General features: G+C 71.8%; 20 protein-coding genes. 8 read left to right on the top strand and 12 right to left on the bottom strand.

Annotated features, from left to right (window positions below; translation table 11 throughout):
• Position 1: 1 nt before the first annotated feature.
• Positions 2 to 589, bottom strand: coding sequence for a DUF5998 family protein (locus tag BR98_RS18865; protein WP_035846197.1), 588 nt, complete (start codon positions 587 to 589; stop codon positions 2 to 4).
• A gap of 84 nt (positions 590 to 673) precedes the next feature.
• Positions 674 to 3,511 (bottom strand): bifunctional acetate--CoA ligase family protein/GNAT family N-acetyltransferase, encoded by a 2,838-nt coding sequence (locus BR98_RS18860; protein ID WP_035846195.1) that lies wholly within the window; start codon positions 3,509 to 3,511, stop codon positions 674 to 676.
• A 138-nt stretch (positions 3,512 to 3,649) separates the two neighbouring features.
• On the opposite strand from BR98_RS18860, the gene BR98_RS18855 reads away from it, so the two are divergent.
• Complete coding sequence (locus BR98_RS18855; protein WP_035846193.1) at positions 3,650 to 3,928, top strand: HPr family phosphocarrier protein; 279 nt, start codon at positions 3,650 to 3,652, stop codon at positions 3,926 to 3,928.
• Positions 3,929 to 4,055: 127 nt separating this feature from the next.
• A complete protein-coding gene (locus BR98_RS18850) occupies positions 4,056 to 4,805 on the top strand; it encodes an SAM-dependent methyltransferase (RefSeq protein WP_035846191.1) in 750 nt (249 codons plus the stop codon).
• Positions 4,806 to 4,821: 16 nt separating this feature from the next.
• On the opposite strand, the gene BR98_RS18845 is transcribed toward BR98_RS18850, so the two are convergent.
• The 3 genes from BR98_RS18845 to BR98_RS18835 form a co-directional block, all read right to left on the bottom strand.
• Entirely contained in the window at positions 4,822 to 6,015 is a 1,194-nt protein-coding gene (locus BR98_RS18845) for an RtcB family protein (protein ID WP_035846189.1), read from the bottom strand.
• Positions 6,016 to 6,343: 328 nt separating this feature from the next.
• The gene (locus BR98_RS18840; protein WP_035852969.1) at positions 6,344 to 7,711 is read right to left on the bottom strand and encodes a M16 family metallopeptidase; all 1,368 of its coding nucleotides are present in this window, start codon (positions 7,709 to 7,711) and stop codon (positions 6,344 to 6,346) included.
• Between the two features lie 17 nt (positions 7,712 to 7,728).
• Positions 7,729 to 9,051: a M16 family metallopeptidase gene (locus BR98_RS18835; protein WP_035846187.1), complete on the bottom strand. Its 1,323-nt coding sequence runs from the start codon at positions 9,049 to 9,051 to the stop codon at positions 7,729 to 7,731.
• Positions 9,052 to 9,263: 212 nt separating this feature from the next.
• On the opposite strand from BR98_RS18835, the gene BR98_RS18830 reads away from it, so the two are divergent.
• Both BR98_RS18830 and BR98_RS18825 read left to right on the top strand, forming a co-directional pair.
• Positions 9,264 to 11,723 carry a DNA gyrase/topoisomerase IV subunit A gene (locus BR98_RS18830; RefSeq protein WP_035846185.1) on the top strand — a complete coding sequence of 820 codons (2,460 nt, stop codon included), beginning with the start codon at positions 9,264 to 9,266 and terminating at the stop codon, positions 11,721 to 11,723.
• A gap of 126 nt (positions 11,724 to 11,849) precedes the next feature.
• Entirely contained in the window at positions 11,850 to 12,752 is a 903-nt protein-coding gene (locus BR98_RS18825) for a sucrase ferredoxin (protein ID WP_035852967.1), read from the top strand.
• 16 nt (positions 12,753 to 12,768) lie between these two features.
• On the opposite strand, the gene BR98_RS18820 is transcribed toward BR98_RS18825, so the two are convergent.
• On the bottom strand, positions 12,769 to 13,074 hold the full coding sequence (locus tag BR98_RS18820) for a carbohydrate kinase family protein (protein WP_035846183.1): 306 nt from the start codon (positions 13,072 to 13,074) through the stop codon (positions 12,769 to 12,771).
• Between the two features lie 378 nt (positions 13,075 to 13,452).
• Here BR98_RS18820 and BR98_RS36430 point away from each other — a divergent pair, with 378 nt between their 5' ends.
• Positions 13,453 to 14,448 (top strand): C40 family peptidase, encoded by a 996-nt coding sequence (locus BR98_RS36430; RefSeq protein WP_051969920.1) that lies wholly within the window; start codon positions 13,453 to 13,455, stop codon positions 14,446 to 14,448.
• Positions 14,449 to 14,592: 144 nt separating this feature from the next.
• On the opposite strand, the gene BR98_RS42055 is transcribed toward BR98_RS36430, so the two are convergent.
• The 3 genes from BR98_RS42055 to BR98_RS18795 form a co-directional block, all read right to left on the bottom strand.
• Positions 14,593 to 15,876, bottom strand: a complete 1,284-nt coding sequence (locus BR98_RS42055; protein WP_035846179.1) for an alpha/beta hydrolase family protein — start codon at positions 15,874 to 15,876, stop codon at positions 14,593 to 14,595.
• 156 nt (positions 15,877 to 16,032) lie between these two features.
• The gene (locus BR98_RS18800) at positions 16,033 to 16,734 is read right to left on the bottom strand and encodes a response regulator (RefSeq protein ID WP_035846177.1); all 702 of its coding nucleotides are present in this window, start codon (positions 16,732 to 16,734) and stop codon (positions 16,033 to 16,035) included.
• Entirely contained in the window at positions 16,731 to 18,398 is a 1,668-nt protein-coding gene (locus tag BR98_RS18795; protein ID WP_051969919.1) for an ATP-binding protein, read from the bottom strand. Before BR98_RS18795 ends, BR98_RS18800 begins: the two co-directional genes overlap by 4 nt.
• 305 nt (positions 18,399 to 18,703) lie before the next feature.
• On the opposite strand from BR98_RS18795, the gene BR98_RS18790 reads away from it, so the two are divergent.
• From BR98_RS18790 to BR98_RS18780, 3 genes are all read left to right on the top strand, one after another.
• Positions 18,704 to 19,558: an ABC transporter ATP-binding protein gene (locus BR98_RS18790; RefSeq protein WP_035846175.1), complete on the top strand. Its 855-nt coding sequence runs from the start codon at positions 18,704 to 18,706 to the stop codon at positions 19,556 to 19,558.
• On the top strand, positions 19,558 to 20,454 hold the full coding sequence (locus BR98_RS18785; protein ID WP_035846173.1) for an ABC transporter permease: 897 nt from the start codon (positions 19,558 to 19,560) through the stop codon (positions 20,452 to 20,454). The genes BR98_RS18790 and BR98_RS18785 overlap by 1 nt, the downstream gene beginning before the upstream one ends.
• A 77-nt stretch (positions 20,455 to 20,531) precedes the next feature.
• Entirely contained in the window at positions 20,532 to 21,578 is a 1,047-nt protein-coding gene (locus BR98_RS18780) for an ABC transporter substrate-binding protein (protein ID WP_035846171.1), read from the top strand.
• Positions 21,579 to 21,684: 106 nt separating this feature from the next.
• On the opposite strand, the gene BR98_RS18775 is transcribed toward BR98_RS18780, so the two are convergent.
• From BR98_RS18775 to BR98_RS18765, 3 genes are all read right to left on the bottom strand, one after another.
• Entirely contained in the window at positions 21,685 to 23,391 is a 1,707-nt protein-coding gene (locus BR98_RS18775; protein ID WP_083977513.1) for a solute symporter family protein, read from the bottom strand.
• A 5-nt stretch (positions 23,392 to 23,396) separates the two neighbouring features.
• Entirely contained in the window at positions 23,397 to 23,801 is a 405-nt protein-coding gene (locus tag BR98_RS18770) for a DUF485 domain-containing protein (protein ID WP_157537837.1), read from the bottom strand.
• A gap of 355 nt (positions 23,802 to 24,156) precedes the next feature.
• Positions 24,157 to 24,954, bottom strand: a complete 798-nt coding sequence (locus BR98_RS18765; protein ID WP_051969918.1) for a response regulator transcription factor — start codon at positions 24,952 to 24,954, stop codon at positions 24,157 to 24,159.
• Positions 24,955 to 24,976: the final 22 nt, after the last annotated feature.

Here is a 24,976-nt window from a genome sequence, read left to right as displayed (position 1 = left end):
CTCAGACCCTGCTGATGGTGGCCTCGGACAGCGCCCGGGCGAAGACCAGCGCCTGGCCCACCGTCTCGGGGCCGTCGCCCGCCTCGCTGACCCGCAGTGACAGGTCGTCAGCGGTGGCCGAACCGGTGTAGCCGTGGTCCGCCTCGCAGTTCGGGTCGGAGCAGCCGGCCGGCTCCAGGTCGATCCGCTGCACCGCGCCCCAGCCGATGGTCAGCACCACCTCGCGCGGCAGCGTGCCGGGGGTGTACGTCTCCGGGTTGGCCACCATCCGGCTCAGCACCACCGAGCCGATCCGGTCCAGCCGCACGCTCTCGGTGGACGTGGTCGCGTACGGCACCGGGCTGGACGCGTCGGCGGCCTGCTCGTCGGTGTGGCTCACCACGAACCGGGTCGCGGTCAGCACCAGCACCGTGACGTGCCGGCGGACCTCGTTGGCGTCGAAGGTGGTCTCCTGGTGGACCAGGTAGGAGGTGATCGGCTCGGGGCCCACCGCGGACTCCACCGCTTCGGACACCAGCGCGGGGTAGTAGCCGCTGCGCTCGATCGCGGAGCGCAGGTCCTGCGTGGTGGTGGTACCGGTCTTGGCCATAACTCCATCCTGGCATGCCCCGCCAAGGCGGCGGGCTGGACTGCGCCGTTACCGCCGGGAGCGGCAAGGCGCAACCCAGGAAGGTTACAGGGTGCTCATGCTGCGCGGGCCCAGATCACTGCGGACCGGCAGCGGTGCGAGCCGGATCCTGGCCCCCAGCACGGCCAGGCCGTGCGGGGCCACCACCACCGGCTCGAGGTCCACCCCGGCCACCTCGGGCAGGTCGTCGACCAGCTGGGAGACCCTCAGCAGCAGCTCCTCCAGGGCGGCGGTGTCCACCGGCGCCGCGCCGCGCCAGCCGAACAGCAGCGGAGCCGCCCGCACCTCGCGGACCAGCGCGGCCACCTCCAGGTCGGTGGCCGGGATCAACCGGTGCCCGAGGTCGCCGAGCAGCTCGGCCGGGGCGCCGGCCAGCCCGAAGGTCAGGATCGCGCCGACCGCCGGGTCCACCGCGGCCCCGATCACCGTGTCCACCCCGCGCGCGGCCATCTTCTGCACCACGAGTTCGGCCCGGGCGGCGCCGCCGAGCAGCGCGGACAGCTCGCGGTGGGCGCGGCGCAGCCCGTCCTCCTCGGTCAGGTCGAGCCGCACACCGCCGAGGTCGGGGCGGTGGCGCAGGTGGGCGGCGGTGGCCTTGAGGGCGACCGGGTAACCGAGCGTGGCGGCGGCACGCACCGCCTGCTCCTCCTCGGCGGCGGGCAGCGCGCGCTGCACGTCGATGCCGTAGTGGGCGAGCAGCGCGGCGGTCTGCTCCTCGGGCAGGGTGAACCGGGCGCCACCCGGCTGGGTGCGGGCACGAAAGGTGCGGCGCGTAGCGCCTCGAGCAAGGGTGGTGGCGGGCGACGGGTGGGAGGTGCGGCTGTCCAGGGCGGACTCCACCAGGGTGCGGGCGGCCAAGGTGTCGATCCGGTCGAGTTCGGGGACCCGGGCGGTCTGCTCGGCGGCCTCCGCGGTCCGCCGCCAGGCGCCGTAGTGGACGGCGTGGGTCAGGGCGCGCACCGCGCGTTCGGGAGCCGGGAAGGCCGGGACGGCGTGCTCGGCGGTGCGCAGCGCGGCGGGCAGGTCGGTCAGCGCGAGGTGGGTGAGCAGCAGCGGCTTGCCGCGCCGGTGGGCGGTGGCGGCCGCCGCCAGCAGCGCCTCGGTGATCGCCGGGTCGCCGGCGGCCAGCGGCTCGTCGCTCAGGAAGCCGGTGGTGGAGGTGGTGATCGGCGGGATGGCCACCGCGATCACCGCGTCCACCGCGTTGTCGCTGAGCGCGGTCTCCAGTGCGACCCGGAAGTGCTCGCCGGTGGCGGCCGTGGTCAGGTCCACCGGTGGGCGCGGGCGCAGGCCCGCGCTCAGGCAGGCGTCGTGGGTGAGCAGCCCCAGCGAGTCGGAGTTGCCGACCACCGCGACCCGGTCGCCGGCCGGCACCGGTTGCTGGGCCAGCAGCTCGCCGGTGTCGAAGAGTTCGGTGATGGTCTCGACCCGGATCACCCCGGCCTGCTGGAAGAGCGCGTCCACGGTGGCGTCGCGCAGGCCGCTGGCGGTGGGCGGGACGGCGTGGCCCGGGGGCAGGCTGCCGGTGTGCCGGGCGCCCTTGACCACCACGATCGGCTTGGTGGTGGCCAGCCGGCGGGCGATCCGGGTGAACTTGCGCGGGTTGCCGAAGGACTCCAGGTAGAGCAGCACCACCTCGGTCGCCGGGTCCTCCTCCCAGTACTGCAGCAGGTCGTTGCCGGAGACGTCGGCCCGGTTGCCGACCGAGGCGAAGGAGGAGACGCCGAGGCCGCGGCGGTGCGCGGCCTCCAGCAGGGCCACGCCGATCGCGCCGGACTGGCAGAAGATCCCGAACCGCCCGGGCGCGGGGAGCAGCGGGGCGAGCGAGGCGTTGAGCGGGTGCTCGGGAGCGGTGGAGAGCAGGCCGAAGGCGTTCGGTCCGATCACCCGCATGCCGGCTGCCCTGGCCTGGCGGACCAGGGCGCGCTGCCGGTCCCGGCCGGCCGGTCCGGTCTCGGCGTAGCCGGCGGTCACCACCACCAGTCCGCGCACCCCGTGCGCACCGCACTCGGCGACCACGGCGGGCACGGCCTCGGCGGGCACCGCGATCACCGCCAGGTCCACCGGTCCGGGGATCTCCAGCACCGAGCGGTGCAGCTCCACGCCCTCCAGCTCGGTGCCCTTGGGGGCCCGGCTGTTCACCGCGTACACCGGTCCGGTGAAGCCGCTGCCCAGCGCGGCGCGCAGCAGTGAGCGGCCGGCCGAGAGCTCGGTGCGGGAGACGCCGATCACCGCGACCGAACGGGGCGTCAGCAGCCGTTGCACCGAGCGGGCTTCGGCGCGGTGTTCGCGGGCCCGCATCACGGCGAGCGAGGCGGCGGTGGGCTCCAGGTCGAACTCCAGGTGCACCACGCCGTCGGCGAAGCTGCGCTTCTGGGTGTAGCCGGCGTCGGTGAAGACCTTGGTCATCTTGCGGTTCTCGGGCAGCACCTCGGCGACGAACCGGCGGATGCCGCGTTCCTGGGCGACGGCCGCGATGTGCTCCAGCAGCGCGGAGGCCACGCCCCGGCCCTGGTGGGCGTCTTGGACCAGGAAGGCCACCTCGGCGTCGGTGCCGGTGGTGGACGGGCGGCCGTGCTCGTCGATCCGGTCGTAGCGGACGGTGGCGATGAAGCGGTCGCGGACCACCACGGCCAGCGCGACCCGGTCGACGAAGTCGTGGTGGGTGAAGCGCTGGACGTCCTTGGCGGAGAGCCGGGGATAGGGGGCGAAGAACCGGAAGTACTTCGACTGGTCGGAAACCTGGGCGTAGAACTCCACCAGACGGTCGGCGTCGGCCGGGACGATGGGCCGGATCCGCGCGGTGCCGCCGTCGCGCAACAGGATGTCGGCCTCCCAGTGCTGGGGATAACCGGGCTGGTCGACGTCTGCGGGGTGCTCCACAGGCGCCAGGCTATCCGGCGGCGAGCCGGATGGCGCCCGGTGTGCGGGCGCGACAGGGTGGAACTCGTTTCTGGGCCGTCGTGTCAGAATGGTCTAGACAACATGTCTGCAAGCAGCACCACCTGAAAGGCACGTCTCATGGCCGAGCGCCGCGTCACCATCGGTTGGCCCGAGGGCCTGCACGCCCGTCCCGCCTCCGTCTTCGTCCGGGCGGCCGCCGCCCTCGGCGTGCCCGTCACCATCGCCAAGGCCGGCGGCGCCCCGGTCAACGCCGCCTCCATGCTCGGCCTGCTGGCGCTCGGCGCCGAGGGCGGCGAGGATGTCGTGCTGGCCTCCGACGCGCCCGAGGCCGACGCCGCGCTGGACCGGCTGGCCAAGATGGTCGAGAACGGACTGGACGAGCTGCCCGCGGCCTGAGACCGACCTGCGATCGCGGGGGCGGCACCGTCACCGGCCCCGCCCCCGCGCCCTCGGAGCTGACGACGGTTCAGCCGGTGCAGTAATCGGGTTCCCAGACCGCCCGACCGGCTGCCATGGTGGAGGGATGGACCGCCAGAAGATCTCCCGCCTCGCCCACACCCACCACCCGATCGCCGCCCCGCTGAGCGACGAGAGCGTGGCCACCCTGCTCCGGCGGGCCGTTCGGCGCGGGGACGAACGGGTACTGGACCTCGGCTGCGGCGAGGGGGCCTGGCTGCTGCGAGCGCTGGCCACGCATCCCGGCCTGACCGCCGACGGGGTGGACATCGACGCCGGCGGGCTCACCCAGGCGCGCGAGAGCGCCGAGCGACTCGGCGTGGTCCGCCGGCTCGGCCTGCACCACCGGCCGGCCGCCGAGTTCACCGCGCCGCACCCCTACGACCTGGTGCTCTGCGTCGGCGCCACGCACGCCTTCGACGGACTGCTGCCCACCCTGGCCGCCGCCCGCCGCCACCTCGCCCCCGGCGGACAGGTCCTGGTCGGCGAGGGCTACTGGCAGCGCGCGCCCGACCAGGCCACCCTCGACGGCTTCGGCGGCGCGACCCGGGAGGACTTCGACGACCTGCCCACCCTGGTCGACCGCGTCACCGCCGAGGGCTGGGTCCCGGTCTACGGCCACCAGAGCAGCCAGAGCGAACTGGACGACTACGAGTGGAGCTGGACCGGCTCCCTGGCCGAGTGGGCCCTCGACCACCCCGAAGACCCCGACGCCACCCAGGCCGCCCAACGCGCCGCCGACCACCGCACCGGCTGGCTACGCGGCTACCAGGGCACCTTCGGCTTCGTCACCCTGCTGCTCCGGCAGCGCGAATGAGGCGGACGGTTCCCGCTCAACCCTTCACGCAGACCACCTGCTTGAGGTGTGCGACCACCTCGACCAGGTCCCGCTGCTGTTCCATCACCTTCTCGATGGACTTGTACGCGCCCGGGATCTCGTCCACCACACCGGCGTCCTTGCGGCACTCCACGCCCTTGGTCTGCTCGACCAGGTCGCGGGTGGTGAACCGCTTCTTCGCCGCGGTCCGGCTCATCTTGCGGCCGGCGCCGTGCGAGGCGGAGTTGAACGAGGCCGGGTTGCCCAGGCCGCGGACGATGTAGGAGCCGGTGCCCATCGAGCCGGGGATGATCCCGAGGTCACCGGAGCCCGCGCGGATCGCGCCCTTGCGGGTCACCAGGACGTCGACGCCTTCGTAACGCTCCTCCGCCACGTAGTTGTGGTGGCAGCTGATCACGGGCTCGAAGGTGACCTTGGTCCGCCGGAACTCGCTGCGCACCGCGTCCTGGAAGAGCGCCATCATCACCGCGCGGTTGTACTTGGCGTACTCCTGCGCCCAGAACAGGTCGTTGCGGTAGGCGTTCATCTGCGGGGTGTCCGCGATGAAGACCGCGAGGTCGCGGTCGACGATGCCCTGGTTGTGCGGGAGCGAACGGGCGACGGTCATGTGATGCTCCGCCAGCTCCTTGCCGATGTTGCGGGAGCCCGAGTGGAGCATCAGCCAGACCGCGCCGGTCTCATCAACACATACTTCGATGAAGTGATTTCCTGATCCAAGCGAACCCATCTGCTGCATCGCCCGCTCCCGGCGCCACTTCACGTCCGACGCCACACCGTCGAACCGGTCCCACAGGTCGCTCCAGCCCGCAGCAGCGAAGCCGTGCAGCCCGGACGGGTCCACCGCCTCGCTGTGCAGCCCTCGCCCGACCGGGATCGCCTGCTCGATCTTCGACCGCAGCCGGCTCAGGTCGTCGGGCAGGTCGCGGGCGTTGAGCGAGGTCTTCACCGCGCTCATTCCGCAGCCGATGTCCACGCCGACCGCCGCCGGGCAGACCGCGCCCTTCATCGCGATGACCGACCCCACGGTCGCGCCCTTGCCGAGGTGGACGTCGGGCATCACGGCCAGGCCGTGCAGCCAGGGCAGGGTGGAGATGTTGCGCAGCTGCTGCATGGCCGCGCCTTCGACGGTGGCCGGGTCGGCCCACATCCGGATGGGGACCCGCGCGCCGGGTACCTCGGTGTACGACATGGTGAAACTGACCCCCAAAGGTCGACAGATCCAGGGTAGAACTGCCACGCGAAGCGTCCGGCGTGGCTCGGGAAGCGAAAGGGAGAGAAACGGAGAGAAACGGAGAGAAAGGGCAGGCCGTGAAGGGCCTCAGGCGGAGACGGCAGGGCAGGACGGCCTCGGGGAGCGTCGGGCGTCAGTTCGCCTACCGGTTTGCTCGACCCGCATGGTGACCGTCCTCCTTTCCGAATCTCTCAGGTGGCGATATCTACCCATGGATCGGCCACGGCGCGCAAGGAAATAAAAAGCAGGCCCGACGGGCGCACCCGCCGGGCCTGCTGATGCGGCGTCAGTTGCTGATGACGGTGACCTCGCCGATGCCCAGCGCCTTGACGTCCTCGGCGATCACCGAGGCGTCGCCGACCAGCACGGTGACCAGCTGCTCGGTCGGGAAGGCGGCGACCACGGCCTCGGTGGCGGCGGCGGTGCCGAGTTCGGCCAGCTGCCGGTAGACCTCGGCCTGGAAGTCGTCGGCCAGGTGCTGCTCGACCTGGTCGGCCAGGGTGGCGGCGACCGAGCCGGCCGTCTCGTACTTCAGCGGGGCGACCCCGACCAGGAACTGCACGGCCTCCTCGCGCTCACCGTCGGTGAGCCCTTCGGCGGCCAGGGTGCGCAGGATGGTCCAGGTGTCGGCGAGCGCGGGGGCGGTGGACTCGGTGTCCACCGAGCCGCTGATCGCCAGCAGCGCCCGGCCCGAGCCCTCGGCGTTGGAGCGCAGCGGCTGGGCGAAGGCCCGCACGCCGTAGGTGTAGCCCTTCTCCTCGCGCAGCACCCGGTCCAGTCGGGAGGTCAGGGTGCCGCCCAGGCAGTAGGTGCCGAGGATCTGCGCGGCCCAGGCGGGGTCGTGCCGGTCGGGGCCGATCCGGCCGATCAGCAGCTGGGTCTGCACCGAGCCGGGCCGGTCGACGATGACCACCCGGCCGCGGTCGTCGGCGCTGACCGGGGCGGAGCTGCTGGGCTCGGCCTTCTCGCCGTTCCAGCGACCGAGGGTGGACTCCAGCAGTGCGGGCAGGTCCACGCCGGTGAGGTCGCCGACGATCACCAGGGTGGCGGTGGCGGGGCGCACGTGCGCGGCGTAGAACGCCTGGACGGCGGCCCGGTCGATCCGCTGGACGGTCTCGGCGCTGCCGGAGCGCGGGCGGGAGAGCCGGTCCTCGGCGGCGAACAGTTCGGCGTAGAGCGCCTTGGCGGCGCGCCGGGCCGGGTTGGCCTGCTCGTGGACGATCTCGTCCAGCCGGTTGGCGACCAGTCGCTCGATCTCGTCGGCGGGCAGCGCGGGGGCCCGCAGTGCGTCGGCGAGCAGGGTCAGGCCGCGCTCCAGGCGGGAGGCCGGGACCTCCAGGACGACCCGGATGCAGGGGTGGTCGGCGTGCGCGTCCAGGGTGGCGCCGGCCCGCTCCAGTTCGCCGGCGAACTCCTCGGCGGTGAGCGTGTCGGTGCCCTCGCTGAGGGCCCGGGCCAGGATGGTGGCGACGCCGTCCAGGCCGTCCGGCTCGGCGGCGAGCGGGGCGTCGACCAGCACCTCGACGGCGACCAGCTGCTGGCCGGGGCGGTCGCAGTGCAGCACCGTCAGGCCGTTGGCCAGGGTGGCGCGCTGCGGCGCGGGGAAGGCCCAGGGGGTGGGGGTGCCCGGCTGCGGCTGCGGGTGGAAGGTCATGGTGGGGACTGCGGAGGTCACGCGGCGTCCTCCTCTTCGTCGGTGGAAGCGGAGACCGGCTCGTAGACCAGCACCGCGCGGTTGTCGGGTCGCAGGCGGGCCGCGGCGACGGCGCGGACCTCCTCGGCGGTGATGTCGAGCACCCGGTCCAGTGCGCCGTTGACCAGCTTGGGGTCGCCGAACAGCACGGCGTAGCGGCAGAGTTCGTCGGCCCGGCCAGCCACCGTGGTGAGCCGGTCCAGCCACTCGCGCTCGATCTGCGCCTGGGCCCGCTCCAGCTCCTCGGTGGTGGGGCCGTCGGCCGCGAAGCGGGCGAGTTCCTCGTCGACCGCGGTGTCGATCTGCGCGATGGTGGCCTCGCCGGAGGACTTGACGTCCAGCCAGCCGAGCGAGGGGGCACCGGCCAGGCGCAGCAGGCCGAAGCCGGCCGAGACGGCGGTGCGGTCGCGGCGGACCAGCCGGTTGTAGAGGCGGCTGGACTCGCCGGAGCCGAGCACGGTGAGCGCCAGGTCGGCGGCGTCGGCCTCGCGGGTGCCGTCCTGCGGCAGCCGGTAGGCGCTCATCAGGGCGCGGGAGGGGACTTCCTCCTCGACCAGCTCGCGGATCTCGCTGCCGATCACCTCGGGCAGGCTGCCGTCGCGGGGCGGCTGCTTGCCGTCGTGGGCGGGGATGGTGCCGAAGTACTTCTCGACCCAGGCGATGGTCTGCTCGAGGTCGATGTCGCCGACCACCGAGAGCACCGCGTTGTTGGGCGCGTAGTAGGTGCGGAAGAACGTCCGGGCGTCCTCCAGGGTGGCCGCGTCCAGGTCGGCCATCGAGCCGATCGGGGTGTGGTGGTACGGGTGGCCGTCGGGGAAGGAGAGTGCGGTGAGCTTCTCGAAGGCGGTGCCGTACGGGACGTTGTCGTAGCGCTGGCGGCGCTCGTTCTTGACGACGTCGCGCTGGTTCTCCATGGACGTCTCGTCGAGGGCGGCCAGCAGCGAGCCCATCCGGTCGGCCTCCAGCCAGAGCGCGAGCTCCAACTGGTGGGCCGGCATGGTCTCGAAGTAGTTGGTGCGCTCGAAGCTGGTGGTGCCGTTCAGCGAGCCGCCGGCGCCCTGGACCAGTTCGAAGTGGCCGTTGTTGGAGACGTTGGCGGAGCCCTGGAACATCAGGTGCTCGAAGAGGTGCGCCAGCCCGGTACGGCCCTTGACCTCGTGGCGGGAGCCGACGTCGTACCAGAGGCAGACCGCGGCCACCGGCGTGAGGTGGTCCTCGGAGAGCACCACCCGCAGGCCGTTGGCCAGGCGGTGCTCGGTAATGGCGATGCCTCCAGTGGAGGTGGCGGCCGGGTTGGCCATGCGCTCGGGTCCTTCCCGTCGTTCGAACTCGGGGGTGATCGTCGGGGCGTTGCAGCCCCCATTGTGGTCCAACGCGTACCGTGCCGGGTTGTGCCCGCGCTTGTGGGACGTTCGCCACCGGCGCAACGCGCTGGCGGGGAGTGTCAGCGCGAGGGTCCACAATGGGGGGCGCCGTACCCCAGAGCTCACAGACGCAAGGGAGCCCCGCCGCGATGGCCCGCCGCAGTTCGCCGACCCCGCCGCCCGGAGATTTCGAGGAGCGGATCCTCGACGTCGACGTTGTCGACGAGATGCAGGGTTCCTTCCTGGAGTACGCCTACTCGGTGATCTACTCCCGGGCCCTGCCGGACGCGCGGGACGGCCTCAAGCCGGTGCACCGGCGCATCCTGTACCAGGCCAACGAGATGGGCCTGCGCCCGGAGCGCGCGCACGTGAAGTGCGCCCGGGTGGTCGGCGAGGTGATGGGCCGGCTGCACCCGCACGGGGACGCCTCGATCTACGACTCGATCGTGCGAATGGCCCAGCCGTTCTCCATGCGGGTGCCGCTGATCGACGGTCACGGCAACTTCGGCTCGCTGGGCAACGACGACCCGCCGGCCGCGATGCGCTACACCGAGTCGCGGCTGACCTCCGCCTCGATGGCGCTGGTGGAGTCGATCCACGAGGACACGGTCGACTTCGGGCCGAACTACGACGGCAGCGAGCAGGAACCGGTGGTGCTCCCGGCCGCCTTCCCGAACCTGCTGGTCAACGGCGCGACCGGGATCGCGGTCGGGATGGCGACCAACATGCCGCCGCACAACCTGTCCGAGGTGGTGGCCGCCGCCCGGCATCTGATCAAGCATCCGACGGCCGACCTCGACACCCTGATGCGCTTCATCCCCGGCCCCGACCTGCCGACCGGCGGTCGGATCGTCGGCCTCTCGGGCATCCGGGACGCGTACGAGACGGGCCGCGGCACCTTCAAGATCCGCGCCACCGCGACGATCGAGAACGTCACCGCCCGGCGCAAGGGCATCGTGGTCACCGAACTGCCGTTCACGGTCGGCCCGGAGAAGGTGATCGGCAAGATCAAGGACCTGGTCAACGCGAAGAAGCTGCAGGGCATCGCGGACGTCAAGGACCTGACGGACCGTGAGCACGGCCTGCGGCTGGTGATCGAGGTCAAGAACGGCTTCGTGCCGGAGGCCCTGCTGGAGCAGCTCTACAAGCTGACCCCGCTGGAGGAGACCTTCGGCATCAACAACGTGGCGCTGGTGGACGGCCAGCCGCTGACCATGGGCCTCAAGGAGCTGCTGGAGGTCTATGTCGACCACCGCTTCGAGGTGGTCCGGCGGCGCAGCGACTTCCGCCGCCGCAAGCGCCAGGAGCGGTTGCACCTGGTCGAGGGCCTGCTGGTGGCGCTGGTCGACATCGACGAGGTCATCGCGCTGATCCGGTCCAGCGACAACGCGGCGCAGGCCAAGGAGCGCCTGATGGAGCGCTTCTCGCTGTCCGAGACGCAGACGGCGTACATCCTGGACACTCCGCTGCGCCGGCTGACCCGCTTCGACCGGGTGGAGCTGGAGGCGGAGCAGACCAAGCTGACCACCGAGATCGCCGAGCTGACCGAGATCCTGGAGTCGGACAGCAAGCTGCGCGGCGTGGTCTCGGGCGAGCTGGCGGCGGTGGCCAAGCAGTTCGGCACCGAGCGGCGCACTGTGCTGTTGGAGGCCGGCGCGGTGGCCTCGGCTGCGCTGTCGGTGCCGCTGGAGGTGGCGGACGACCCGTGCCGGGTGCTGCTCTCCTCCACCGGCCTGCTGGCCCGCACGGCGGACGGCGAACCGCTCCCCGCCGGTGACGTCGGTGAGAGCCGTTCGAAGCACGATGTGATCGTCTCCTCGGTGCCGGCCACGGCGCGGGCGGACGTCGGCGCGGTCACCTCGGCCGGCCGGGTGCTGCGGCTGCCGGTGATCGACCTGCCGGCGCTGCCGCCGCAGCCCGCGCTGTCGCTGGCAGGCGGCGCCCAGGTGAGCGAGTTCCTCAAGCTGGAGGCCGGCGAGCGGCTGATCGCGCTGACCACGCTGGACGAGTCCTCCCCCGGTCTGGCGCTCGGCACGGTGCAGGGCGTGGTCAAGCGGGTGGTGCCGGAGTGGCCGGCCAACAAGGACGAGTTCGAGGTGATCGCGCTCAAGGAGGGCGACGAGCTGGTGGGCGCGGTCGAGCTGCGCACCGGCGAGGAGGACTTGGTCTTCATCACCAGCGACGCCCAGCTGCTGCGCTTCCAGGCGGGCCAGGTCCGGCCGCAGGGCCGCCCAGCAGGTGGCATGGCCGGGATCAAGCTGGCGGACGGCGCCCGAGTGCTCTCCTTCACGGCGGTGGACCCGGCGGCAGACGCCGTGGTGGTCTCGGTCGCGGGCGCCTCGGGGACTCTCACGGGCGAGGCGCAGAGCAGCTGGAAGGTGACGCCGTTCGACCTGTACCCGCGCAAGGGGCGGGCCACCGGCGGCGTGCGCTGCCAGCGGTTCCTGCGCGGCGAGGACGCGCTGGCCTTCGCCTGGGCGGGCGCCGCGCCGGCCCGGGCGGCCACTGCGGCCGGCGCACCGGTCACCCTGCCGGAGCGCGACCCGCGCCGCGACGGCTCGGGCACCCCGGTGAGCACGCCGGTCGCGGCGGTGGCCGGGCCGGCCTGATGACCCGCACGGCCTGCCCGACCTGCCCGACCTGTACGACCTGCCCGACCTGTACGAGCTGCCCGACCTGTACGAGCTGATTGATGGCCTCGGGTCACCCTGTCCCGCGGCGGTAGGGTGACCCCGATGATCACGTGTACGAATCTGTCGAACGAACTGGCCGAGCCGCTGACGGCCACCGCCGCCAGCGCGACGACATGGCTGCTGATCGAGCAGTCCGGGCCATGGGGCGCGAAGGCGCTCACCGAGAGTCACTTCGACTCCGAGTTGGGTCGTGCGCTGGACGCCGCCTGCGCGGGGACCGGCGTGAGGATCGCACTGATCCGCCGCCCCGGGCGGCATGCGGACGACCGGCCGACGGCCGGTCACCAGGTGGTCCTGGCACACACCGTGCCCGGCCGGGGCTGGATCCGGCGGGCCGAGACCCTCGATCCGGCCGCCCTGCTGGAGCTGGACTTCGCCGCCCTGGGCGCCGGGGACCACGGGGGCTTCGGCAGCGCGCACGCCGGCGGCCCGATCGCGCTGGTGTGCACCAACGGCCGCCGCGACCGCTGCTGCGCGCTGCTCGGCCGCCCGCTGGCCGCCGAGCTGGCCGCCGCCGGGCACAGTGAGGTCTGGGAGGTGACCCACCTGGGCGGACACCGGTTCTCCCCCACCATGCTGGTGCTGCCCTACGGGTACGCCTACGGGCGGCTGACCGACACCGCCGCCAAGGAGGTGCTGGCCGCCACCGCCGCCGGGCGCACCGCCCTGCCCTGGTCACGCGGCCGCTCCTGCTGGGACCGGCCCGGCCAGGCGGCCGAGCACGCGGTCCGCGAACTGACCGGGGAACACGCGGCCGACGCCCTGACGGTCACTCAGGAGGACTCGCCCGAGGGCGGTTGGCGCTGCCGGGTGACGCACAGCGACGGCCGGGCCTGGCAGGTCGAGGTGGCCCGCGCACTCAGCGAGCCCCCGCGCTCGGAGAGCTGCGGCAAGGCGCCGGCCACCCCGGTGCGGATGGACGTCCGCACCGTGACGGCGCTCTAGTTCCGGCTTCGGCTTGCTAGGAACTCGACCCGGTGACGCCGGGGGCGATGAAGCGCCGGTGCAGCGGCGCGTAGGTCACGGAGGGCGCCGTGGTGGCACCCAACTTGCCCACCACCACCGGGTTCAGCCGCTCGGTGACGAACCGCTCGAAGGCCTCCCGGCTGTCCCAGACGTCGAGCACGCGGAAACCGTCCTCGGCGAACCAGGCGACGTGCAGTTGCGCGCCGTCCGGCAGCTCGTCCTCCCAGTGGACCTCGGTTCGAGCGGCTTCGTAGAGCTCGGGTGTGATCTCCGGCCAGTGCAGGGTCATCACGACGGACATGGGGCACCTCTGTCTCGGCTCGTGACCGGCCGGACGAACCCGCACCGCGGCTCTGCGCGGCCCCGCCCGCGGCGCCCGTCGGCGCGGCCCCCGTCGTCCCCCTGCCGGACCGGTGGACGGCCCGGCGGACTCATTCCAGCCTACGACCGAATGCCGCCCTGGCAGCGGCCTTCCTCACCGAGCGTGCACCCCCCTTCGGCGCACTCCAGTGGGCCGCGGTCGCGCGTCGGTGCCTAGCGTGGCGGCCGTGGGACCACCCACGAACCCGGCTTCCGGCTGCGTCCGGAGGCCGCAGTGCAGCGCGGAGCGAGCCCCCGTCACGGGGCCGCTTCCGCCGATCCGGCCGCCCGGCCGGGCGCACGAAAGGAAGCACCGGAAATGATGCCGGATCTGAACTCTGCCGATCAGCCGCAGCAGCTCTCCTCTGCCCAGGCCCCCGCCTGCCGACCGGGGCGACTTCGCCACCGGCTCGGCCTGGCCGCCGCGATCGTCGCGGGCACGGGCTCGATCGTCCTCGGCGCGGGCCTCGCCCAGGCCGCGCCGACCGCCGCCCAGCCGGGGCTGGTGGTCGCCGACGATCCCGTCCAGAGCGAGGAGGCCACCGAGCAGGCCACCGAGGACACCCGGGCGAACGAGGACAGCCAGACCACCGAGGACGCCCAGGCCACTGACGACAGCCAGGCCACTGACGACACCTCGGACAGCGACACTTACGGCAGTGACGACCAGTCGGGCGAGGACAGCGACTACGCCTCCGCCGACGAGACCGCCAGCTCGGACGACGCCGCCGCCTCGGACGACGCCGACTCGGACGACCAGGACAGCCCCGACACCAGTGCCGGCGGCCTGCACCAGGGCTGGGACGGCTCGGTCTACTGGTTCCGCAACAGCAGCGGCGAATGGCGCTACACCGCCCACCGCGACATCTACCTGAACCGGATCGGCTCCGGCGGCACCGCCACCAGCAGCAGTCCGAGCAGCAGCGGCGCCGAGGCCCCGGCCACCGCGCGCGGCGACGTCGAGACCGCGGTCCAGTTCGCCCTGGCCCAGATCGGCAAGCCCTTCGTGATGGGCGGCAACGGCCCGGACAGCTACGACTGCTCCGGCCTGATCCAGCAGTCCTTCCGACGCGCCGGCACCTCCCTGCCCCGGGTCGCCAACGACCAGTACCAGGCCACCACCCCGGTCAGCGCCGGCCAGCTGCGCCGTGGCGACCTGATCTTCTGGTCCCCCGACGGCAGCGCCCGCGGGATCCAGCACGCGGCGATCTACCTGGGCAACAACAAGTACGTCGAGGCGGCGCACCCCGGCACCACGGTGCGGATCTCCACGCTCAACCGCGGCTACTGGCCCACCCAGATGGGGCGGCCGTAGCAGCGAACCCGCCTGAGGGCCCCGGCGAGTCTGCCGGGGCCCTCAAGCCTTTCTGGTGGCTCTTGTTCACGGCACTTGCTTCTGGGTCTTGCGCGCCGATCTTGCGCGCCGATCTTGCTCATCGATCTTGCCGGGCGGGCCGGCTCAGGCCGGCAGCCGTTCGGCGAAGAGGGCGGCCACCTGCGGCAGTGCGGCGCGCCGCGACGGCGAGTGCTCCACCGGCCCCACGTCCGTCAGCGTCACCTGCGCGCCGTGCTCGCTCAGCGCCTGGAAGCAGTGCTCCGAGTTGGGGTAGGCCACGTCCTTGTCGCCGTCGGCGGCGAAGAGCTGCACCGGGACCTCGGGCACCCAGTCGGTGCAGGTGGTGTCGTTGGCCCGGAAGGCGCGCAGCAGCTCGCCGGTGGGGTGCAGCGCCCAGTCGATCGCGTGCTGGGTGAGGAACGCGCGCGGGTCGTCCGGCAGTGCGGCGAAGATCTCGGCGTCCGTGTGGCTGCCGTCGTAGAGCGATTCGACCTGCTGGTCGTAGGGCGCCTGGAAGAGCTCCGAGGGGCTGTCGTACAGGTGGTGCTCGCGGTTCATCGCGGTCAGCCAGTAGCCGAAGTAGTAGTTGGTGTCGCGTCCGCGCAGGGTGTCGTCGACCAGGCCGGCGGGCGCCTCGGCGTGCTGGGCGTCGTAGGGGCCGCTGATCGGGGCCAGCGAGACCAGCTCGAAGTGCGGGTCGACGCCCTGTTGCAGGGCCCGGCCGAGCGCCATCGCGGCCGGGCCGCCCTGGGAGAAGCCGGTGACCTGCACGCCGCGCTCCAGCGAGTGTCCGTGCCGGTGGGCGAGGTCGCGGGCGGCGCGCAGCAGGTCGACGGAGGCGGTGGCCTCCGAGACCGTGTCGGCGTACGGGTGCGGGCCGGGGCCGCTGCCCAGGCCCAGGTAGTCGGGTGCCACGGTGGCGTAGCCGGCGCCGGCGAACAGCACCGCATCGGCCTGGTCGGTGCCCGAGGCGGAGGGTGCCTGGCTCCTGGCGGCGGTGGTGCCGTGCTCGTAGACCACGGTGCTCAACGCGCGCTGGTCCCGCTCGGGCAGGCTGACCAGGCCGCTCGCGGTGGTGGGCCGCCCCTGCGGGTCGACGGTGCGGTAGAGCACCCGGTAGTTGTCGACGCCGAACCGTGGGGCCGGGCCGCTGTAGCCGCGGTCGGCGATCTGCTGGGCGGCCTCGGCCTGGCTGAGCCGGTCGATCGGCTGGACCCAGACGATGGTGCCGCGCCGCGCGTGCTCCGGGCCGTCGTACTGACGGCCCGCGGTGATTCCTGCCGTACTGGCTGCCGTGTCGCCTGCGGCGGCGAAGGCCGGCACCGAGGCGCAGCCGACCGCGAGCACGGTCAGCGCGGCGAGGATCGCGAGTCGGCTTCGGCGGGGCTGCTGGGGTTCGGTTCGCATGAGCCCCAGTCTGTTGCCGGGAGTCCGCCGGGTTCATCGGGGAACGACCCTGAGCAGCACCGGAGCTGACCCTGAGTCATCTTCAGGGGCCGGCGCCCGCGCTCAGCCCGACGGGCGCACTCGGGCCGACGGGCGCACTCGGGCCGACGGGCGCGCTCAGGCCGACGGGCGCGCTGCGCTCCGGTAGCGGTGCTCGGGGCGTCCGGTGGTGCCGTAGCGCAGGTCGAGCCGGACCAGGCCCTCGCGGACCAGGTAGGAGAGGTAGCGCTGGGCGGTGGCCCGGGAGACGCCGGTCCGCTCGGCGACCTGGCTGGCCGACAGGTCCCCCGGCTCACTGCGCACGGCGGCCAGCACCACTGAGAGGGTCGGCGCCGAGTGCCCCTTCGCCGGGACGGCCGGCAAGGCGGCCGGGCGCACCGCGCTGAACAGCGCGTCCACCTCGGCCTGGCCGTTCTCTGCGCTGTCCGCCAGTGCGGCCATCCGCTCGCGCAGCTCACGGTAGCCGTCCAGGCGCTCGGCGAGGACGGCGAAGCCGAAGGGCTTGACCAGGTAGCCGGTGGCGCCCAGCTGCATGGCGGCCCGCACCGAGGCCAGGTCGCGGGCGGCGGTGATCACCAGCGCGTCCGGGCGGCTGCCGGAGCCGTCGGCGGTCAGCGTGCGCAGCACGTCCAGGCCGCTGCCGTCCGGCAGGTAGACGTCGAGCAGCAACAGGTCGGGGCGCAGTTCGCGGACGGCCTCGACCGCGCCGGCCACGCTGGTGCGCTGGCCGGCCACCTCGAAGCCGGGTACCCGGCCGACGTAGGCGGCGTGGATGGCGCTGACCCGGAAGTCGTCGTCCACCACCAGGGTGCTGATCACGGGGCTCCCTCCAGGACGCTGGGGGCGACGGTGCGGTATTCAACGGTGCTGTACTCGGCGGTGAGGGCCGCGCCGAGCGGCGCCGGGTCGTGGTCGGGCAGCGGGAAGCGGACGGTGAAGACCGCCCCCGGGCCCTCGCTGACGGTGATCGAGCCGCCGTGCCGCTGCACCAGGCGGTGGACCAGGGCCAGGCCAAGGCCGCGCCGGGCGGTGCCGCGGTCCGGGCTGGTGGACCAGCCGTCCTCGAAGATCTTCTCGGCGGCCCCGGGCGGGATGCCCGGGCCGCTGTCGGCGACCCGCAGCGTGATCGCCTGCTCGGTCTCCACCAGACTCAGCCGTACCTCGCCCCGCGGTTCCCGCTGCGCGGCCTCCACGGCGTTGTCCAACAGGTTGCCGGTGACGGTCAGCAGACGGCGCAGGTGGCCCGGCTGCTCGCCGAGCCGCGACTGCTCGTCCAGCACGATCCGCACCCCGCGCTCGGCGGCCACCGTGGTCTTGGCCACGATCAGCCCGACCATCAGCGGGTTGGCGATCCGGTCCCGGACCCCCTCGGCGGGCGCGGCCTCGTTTCGGCTCAGCTCGACGGCGTAGTCCAACGCCGCCTCGTGCTCGCCGAGTTCCAGCAGCCCGGCCAGCGTGTGCATCCGGTTGGCGAACTCGTGCTGCTGCGCCCGCAGTGCGTCGGTGAGACCGCGCACCGAGTCCAACTCACGCAGCAAGCCGACCAGTTCGGTCCGGTCCCGGACGGTGACCACGGCGCCCAGGGCCCGCCCGTGCAGCACCACCGGCATCCGGTTGACGGCCAGGCAGTGACTGTCCGTCAGGACGGTGAGGTCGACGCCCTCCAGGGTGCCGTCCAGGGCGCGGCGCAGCCGACCGTCCGGCAGCAGGTCCGCCAGCGGGGAGCCGAGTGCGGTGCCGAGGCCGAGCAACCGCCGGGCCTCGTCGTTGACCATGCTGACCCTGCCCTGCGGGTCGAAGGCGATCACGCCCTCCTTGATGCCGTGCAGCATCGCCTCGCGGTCCTGCAACAGGCCGGCGATCTCCTCCAGTTCGAGGCCGAAGGTGGTCCGTTTGAGGCGGCGGGCCAGCACATAGGAGGCGACCACGCCGACGGTGAGCGCGATGCCCGCGAAGATGCCGAAGGTGGCGAGTTCGCGGCGCAGTTGGGAGAGCACGTCCTTCTCCGCGATGCCCACGGAGACCTCGCCGACCAGCGATCCGGTCGGCCCGTAGAGGGCGGCCTTGGCATTGGCCGAGCTGCCGGTGGCGCCGTGGTCGATGCCGACGTAGGGGTGACCGTCGAGCACCGCGAGCGGTTCCTCGACGGCCTTGCCGACCAGGTCGGGCTGGGGGTGCGAGTGCCGGATCCGGTTCAGGTCGATCACCACCACGTACGAGGCTCCGGAGGCGCGCTCGATCCGGTCGGCGACCGTCTGCACCGCGTCACCGCCGCCGCCGTACTCCATCGCGTTGCGGATCTCGGGTTCGGCGGCGGCGGTCTGCGCGATGGCCAGCGCCCGCTGCTCGTAGTCGCGGTCCAGCTGGGCTCGCTGGGCGAAGGCCAGCAGGACGAAGCCGATCACGCTGGTGATCGCGAGGATGGCCAGCTGGCCGGTGAGGATCCGGGCGGAGAGCCTTCGGCCCTGGCGTCGTCGGCGCATTCGCCCCACCTCCGTCCCGGTTCACCGGCCCAGGACGGCCTCGCCGGCTCGTCCCGCGCCCGGGACGGCCTCGTCGCCGTCCCGTGTTGCGGCGATTGTGCCTGGTGAGAGCCGGTTTGCCCACCCCCGTCACCATGCGCAGAACGAGCAGAACTCTTCGCATTGCGGTGAAGCCGCGCATTGCGCGCAAGACTCCCGGCCCCCCGGCCCGCCGCCCTACCTTCTGGGCACCGCTTAACCCCGCGGAAACACAGCGGGAACGGCGGGTTCCCAGCACGACCCGGTCCCAAGGCGGTGCACGGCACATGAACAAGCCATCGACAGCATGGAGCGGCGCGATCCCGGCGATCGAGCTGCGTGAGGCGACCAAACGGTTCCGAACGCCCTCCGGGGGCGTCTACACCGCGATGCGGGAGCTCGGGATGACCGTCGCCCCCGGCGAGTTCTGCGCCGTGGTCGGTCCCACCGGCTGCGGCAAGTCGACCACCCTGTCGCTGATCTCCGGCCTGGAGCCGGCCAGCGCGGGGCAGACCCTGATCCACGGTGAGCCGGTGAACGGGATCGACCCCAGGGTCGGCTTCATGTTCCAGACCGACGCGGTCTTCCCGTGGAAGTCCGTCCTGGACAACGTGGCCGCCGGGCCGATCTTCCGCGGCGTGCCGAAGAAGGAAGCGGTCGCCAAGGCACGCGACTGGCTGCGCCGGGTCGGCCTGTCGGGCTTCGAGGACCGGCTGCCGCACCAGCTCTCCGGCGGTATGCGCAAGCGCGTGGCGCTGGCCCAGACGCTGATCAACGAGCCCGAGATCCTGCTGATGGACGAGCCCTTCTCGGCGCTGGACGTGCAGACCCGGCAAATCGTGCAGGACGAGCTGCTGGCGCTGTGGGAGCTGACCCGGCCGGCGGTGGTCTTCGTCACCCACGACCTCGAGGAAGCCATCGCGCTGGCGGACAAGGTGGTCGTGCTCACGGTCGGCCCGGCCACCGTGAAGGACACCTTCACGATCGACCTGCCGCGCCCCCGCAAGGTCCAGGAGATCCGCTTCCACCCGCGGTTCGTGGAGCTCTACGAGCAGATCTGGACCAGCCTGCGCGACGAGGTCCAACTCGCCTACGCCCGAACGGCGGCAACCGCCAAGACCCCTGCCCAGGTGACCTCGTGATGACCGAACTCGCCGCCACCCCCGCCCCCTTGGACGCTCCGGCGGGCACCCCGCCGGTGGACGACGCCGCGCTGATCCGGGCCGCCAGGGCCCGGGTGCGCCGACGCCGACTGCTGATCCTGCTCGCCCAGCTCGCGCTGGTCGCCGTGGTCCTCGGCGGCTGGCAGCTCGGCGCCAACCAGGGCTGGCTGGACTCCTTCACCTACGGCTCGCCCAGCGGGGTCGCCGACCAGCTGCGGATCTGGTTCACCGAGGGCACCGCGACCGGCTCGATCTGGCGCAACATCGGCGTCACCATGCAGGAGACCGTCTTCGGCTTCCTGATCGGCACCGCCTCCGGTGTGGTGCTCGGCATCGCGCTCGGCCGGATCCGGGTGCTCGCCGACATCGCCGCCCCGTTCATCAAGGCGGCCAACTCGATCCCCCGCATCGTGCTCGGCTCGATCTTCATCATCTGGTTCGGCCTCGGCCCGTCCGGCAAGATCGCGCTGGCCACCGTGCTGGTCTTCTTCTCCGTCTTCTTCAACGCCTTCCAGGGCACCCGCGAGGTCGACCAGAACCTGATCTCCAACGCCAAGATCCTCGGCGCCTCGCCCTGGCGGGTCACCACCCAAGTGGTCCTCCCGTCCGCGATGACCTGGATCATCGCCTCGCTGCACGCTGCCTTCGGCTTCGCCCTGATCGGCGCGATCGTCGGCGAGATGCTCGGCGCCCAGTACGGACTCGGCCAGCTGATCGCACAGGCCCAGGGCTCCTTCAACTCCAACGGCATCTACGCCGGGACCGTGATCATCGCGGTGCTCGCGCTGGTCGCCGAGTGGCTGGTGACCCGCTTCGAGAAGCGGGTGCTGCGCTGGCGCCCCGCCCAGTCCGGCAGCGACAGCGCCGGCGTCTGAGACCCCTCCCCCAGTTCCCCCTTCCCCCGCCTCTCCCCCACCCTCGTCTCCGCTCCCACCCCTTGTAGGAGAACGCAATGTCCCTGGCCAGAAGATCCGCCGTCGCCGTGGCTGCCGCCGCCGCCCTCACCCTCTCGCTCACTGCCTGCGGCGGCAGTGGCGCCAAGGCCGCAGCGAAGAACGGCAGCGGCGACATCACCGTCAAGATCATGGTCGGCGGCCTCAACAAGCAGATCTACCTGCCCGTGATGCTGGCTCAGAACCTGGGCTACTTCAAGGCACAGGGCATCGACGCCCAACTGTCCGACGAGCCGGCCGGCGTGGACGCCGAGACCGCGATGCTGGCCGGCCAGGTCGACGCCGTGGTGGGCTTCTACGACCACAACATCGACCTGCAGTCCAAGGGCAAGGCCACCCAGTCCGTGGTGCAGTTGCTGCAGGCGCCGGGTGAGGTCGAGATGGTCCGCACCGACCAGGCGGACACCATCAAGTCGCCCGCCGACTTCAAGGGCAAGCACCTGGGCGTCACCGGGCTCGGCTCCTCGACCAACTTCCTGACCCAGTACCTCGAGGCGAAGAACGGCGTGCAGCCGGGCGAGGCCACCTCGATCGCGGTGGGCGCGGGCAGCACCTTCGTCGCGGCGATGGACAACAAGCAGATCGAGGCCGGTATGACCACCGAGCCGACCATCTCGATGCTCCAGCAGAAGGGCCTGGCCAAGCCGCTGATCGACATGCGGACGGCCGAGGGCGCCAAGGCGGCGCTCGGTGGTACCTACCCCTCCTCGTGCCTCTACCTGACCAGCAGCTACATCCAGAAGAACCCGGAGGCGGTGCAGAAGCTGGCCAACGCCTTCGTCGAGACGCTGAAGTGGATCCAGGGCCACAGCCCGGCGGAGATCACCGACAAGATGCCGGCCGACTACTACGCGGGCGTCGGCAAGGACGTCTACGTCAAGGCACTGGAGAACGAGAAGGCGATGTACTCGCCGGACGGTGTGATGCCCTCCGACGGCCCGCAGACCGTCCTCAACGTGCTCTCCGCCTTCGACCCGACGGTCAAGGGTCGCACCGTCGACCTGTCCAAGACCTACACCAACGCGTACGTGCAGAAGGCCAAGTAACCCCCGAAGGCCCCCAAAATAAGCCGGACGTCCGGGCGCGCTTCCCCCATCGCGCCCGGGCGTCCTCACGTGTGCCGGGGCCGTGCCCCGCTTGGCTTGGGCGGCGTCAGACGGCGCCCGCGCCGGTCAGCGAACGGACCTCCAGTTCGGCGAACTTGTCGGCGTCCGCCCGCTCCTCGCCGCTGACCGTGCCGACCCAGCCGAGCAGGAAGCCCAGCGGGATGGAGATCAGGCCGGGGTTCTCCAGCGGGAACCAGTGGAAGTCGACACCGGGGAACATCGCCGTCTTGGAGCCGGAGACCACCGGCGAGAAGATCACGAGCACCAGCGCCGGCACCAGCCCGCCGTACGTGGCCCAGCAGGCGCCCCGGGTGGTGAAGCGGCGCCAGAAGAGGTTGTAGAGCAGCGTGGGCAGATTGGCGGAGGCGGCCACCGCGAAGGCCAGACTGACCAGGAAGGCGACGTTCAGCCGCTGGGCGAAGAGGCTCAGCGCGATCGCCAGGCCACCGATCACCACCGCCGCCAGCCGTGCCACCAGCACTTCCTGACGGTCCGTCACCGCAGGCCGGTCGGCCCGACGGAAGGCCTGGGCGTAGAGGTCATGGGCGAAGGAGACGGAGGAGGCCAGGGTCAGGCCGGCCACCACCGCGAGGATGGTGGCGAAGGCGATCGCCGAGGTGACGGCAAAGAAGAGCGTGCCGCCGGTGCTCCCCTCGCCGCCGCCGAGGTTCAGCGCCAGCAGCGGAACAGCGGTGTTCCCTGCCGAGTTGGCGGCCTTCACCGCCTTGGAGCCGACCAGCGCGGTGGCACCAAGGCCCAGCACGATGGTCATCAGGTAGAAGCAGCCGACCAGTCCGATCGCCCAGATCGTGGAACGGCGGGCAGCCCGGGCGGTGGGCACCGTGTAGAAGCGGGAGAGGATGTGCGGCAGGCCCGCCGTGCCGAGCACCAGAGCCAGGCCCAGGCTCACGAAGTCGAGCCGGCTGGTGGTGGTGGCTCCGTACTTGAGGCCGGGCTCCAGGTACTTCTGACCGTGGCCACTGCCCCGGGCGGCCGAGTGCATCAGGTCGGCGAGGTTGCCGTGGAAGTGCACCAGCACCCAGCCGGTGAGCAGCACGGCACCGGTCATCAGCATCAGGGCCTTGACGATCTGGATCCAGGTGGTGGCCCGCATCCCGCCGACCGTCACATAAATGATCATCAGGGCGCCGACGGCCACAATGGTCCAGGTCTTGGCAGCCGCCCCGGTGGTGCCGAGCAGCAGGGCAACCAGTGAGCCCGCACCGACCATCTGGGCGATCAGGTACAGCAAGGTGACCACCACGCTGGCGGTACCGGCCGCGGCCCGCACCGGGCGCTGGCGCATCCGCGTCGCCAGCACGTCGGCCAGTGTGTACCGGCCGGTGTTGCGGACCAGCTCGGCCACCCACATCAGCACCACCAGCCAGGCGACCAGGAAGCCGATGCTGTAGAGGACGCCGTCGTAGCCGTACAGCGCGATCAGGCCCGTGACACCGAGGAAGGACGCGGCGGAGAGGTAGTCGCCGGAGAGCGCGATGCCGTTCTGCAGTGGGCCGAAGTCCCGCCCGCCGGCGTAGAAGTCCTCGGCCACCTGCCCTCGGCGCCCCACCCAGAGGGTGATGGCCAGGGTTACCACGACCACCAACGCGAAGAGCACGATCGCGAGCCCGTGGTGCTGATCACCGGGCTGGTGCGGGGCGAGGGGCTGGTGCGGGGCGAGGGGCTGGTGAAGGGTGGTGGTGGCGGCGGTGCTTGCGAGGGCGAAGTCGGTGAACTGTGTCACCGGAGTCATCGGTGTCATCGGAGCTGGTCCTGAGTGTCCCAGCGCAGGCCGAGGGCTGCTCGGTCGCGCCTGGTGCGGGCGTTGCGGGAGTAGAGCCAGGTGATCACGAAAGTGGAGACGAACTGCAGAAGGCCGAGTAGCCAGGCCACACTGAGCGGGCCGAGCAGCTGAATGCGCATCAGCTCCGGTGCGGCCGCCTGGGCGGTCACATAGAGCAGGTACCAACCGAGAAAGATCCCCGTGGCCGGGAAGACAAAGCTTCGGTAGCTGCGACGGATCTCCCGGAAGGCCGCACTCTGCTGAACTTCTCGATAGACCTCGGCCGCAGCCGAATCCTGCCGCTGCTCCTCCAGCGGTCCCCCCGGAGGCAGTTGCCGAACTACCGCCGCCGGGACGCTGGAAGATTCGGCCCGGCGCACGGATGACTGCGCGGGAAGGATGGGTGGCGTAGTAACTGCAGGCCTCTTGGTGTTGCGCCGGGCCGCTCCGGAAGAGCCTGCCGCTCCGGGGGCGGACCACCAGTCGAAACGCTGTCCCTGTCGGGGCGTCCGACCGGCTGAGCCGGTGACTTCGTGCTGTGCCAATGCTGCTCCTGGCCCAGGATGCACCACCGAGCGGTGGCTGCGGTGGGCTTTCGGTATCGGCACCGGGCACTCCGGACGACCCGCCCCGAAGATCCATTCGGCGTACTGACGGCGCCCTGACGGTCCTATGATGGCGCGTCAGAAACCGATTTGTGACATTCGGCCAGGCCTTTCACTCAATAAGGTGAGATCAGTCGGTTTGCGAGCTCCGAGACAGGCCATGCCGAAATGCATAGTTGACCGCTTGTGCCCGATCTCGTACCGCAGTCTTGGCAAAGAGGTTGTTGATATGTGTTTTCACCGTGGCCGGGCTGACAAAGAGCGCCTCGGCAATCTCGCTGTTGGAGAGCCCTTCGGCGATCAGCGAGAGAACCTCGGCCTCACGGGCAGTTAGGCCATCCGGGAGCGGACGCTGCTGAATGGGTGACGGCGATTGCGCGGGTGACGGCGAATGGGTGGGCGAGGAATGGGTGGGATCCGGCAAATGGGTGGGTGACAGTGAATTGTTGGGTGACGGCGAATGCGTGGATGACGGCGGCGCGAGCCGTTCCAGGAGCCGGCGCTGGACCTGCGGGGACAGACCTGCCGCCCCCGCCCGCACGTCCGCGATCGCCTTTGCGATCTCCTCCGCGCCGGCGTCCTTGGTGAGGTAGCCACGGGCGCCGGCCTGAAGCGCAGGAAACAGCGAGTCGTCATCCGCATACGTGGTCAGTACGACCACCTCCGTCCTCGGATGGTCGGCGCGGATCCGTCGGGTCGCTTCCACTCCGTCACAGCGCGGCATTCGAAGGTCCATCAGGACGACGTCCGGCTGCCGCTCGGCCACCAGGCGGACGGCCTCCTCTCCGTCCGCCACGGCTCCGACCACCTCGATGCCGGGCAGCAGCCCCAACAGCATCACAATGCCCTCGCGCACCACGGTCTGGTCGTCCGCGACCAGTACGCGCGTCACCCCTTCCGCGCTTCGGCTACCGCTCGGCTCGCTCATTCGTCCGTCCTGCCCTGTCCAC

The sequence above is a fragment of the Kitasatospora azatica KCTC 9699 genome (genome assembly GCF_000744785.1).
In the GTDB taxonomy this organism is placed as follows: Bacteria; Actinomycetota; Actinomycetes; order Streptomycetales; family Streptomycetaceae; genus Kitasatospora; species Kitasatospora azatica.
The sequence above is the reverse complement of the archived record's forward strand: the minus strand, read 5'-3'. Positions and strand labels throughout refer to the sequence as shown.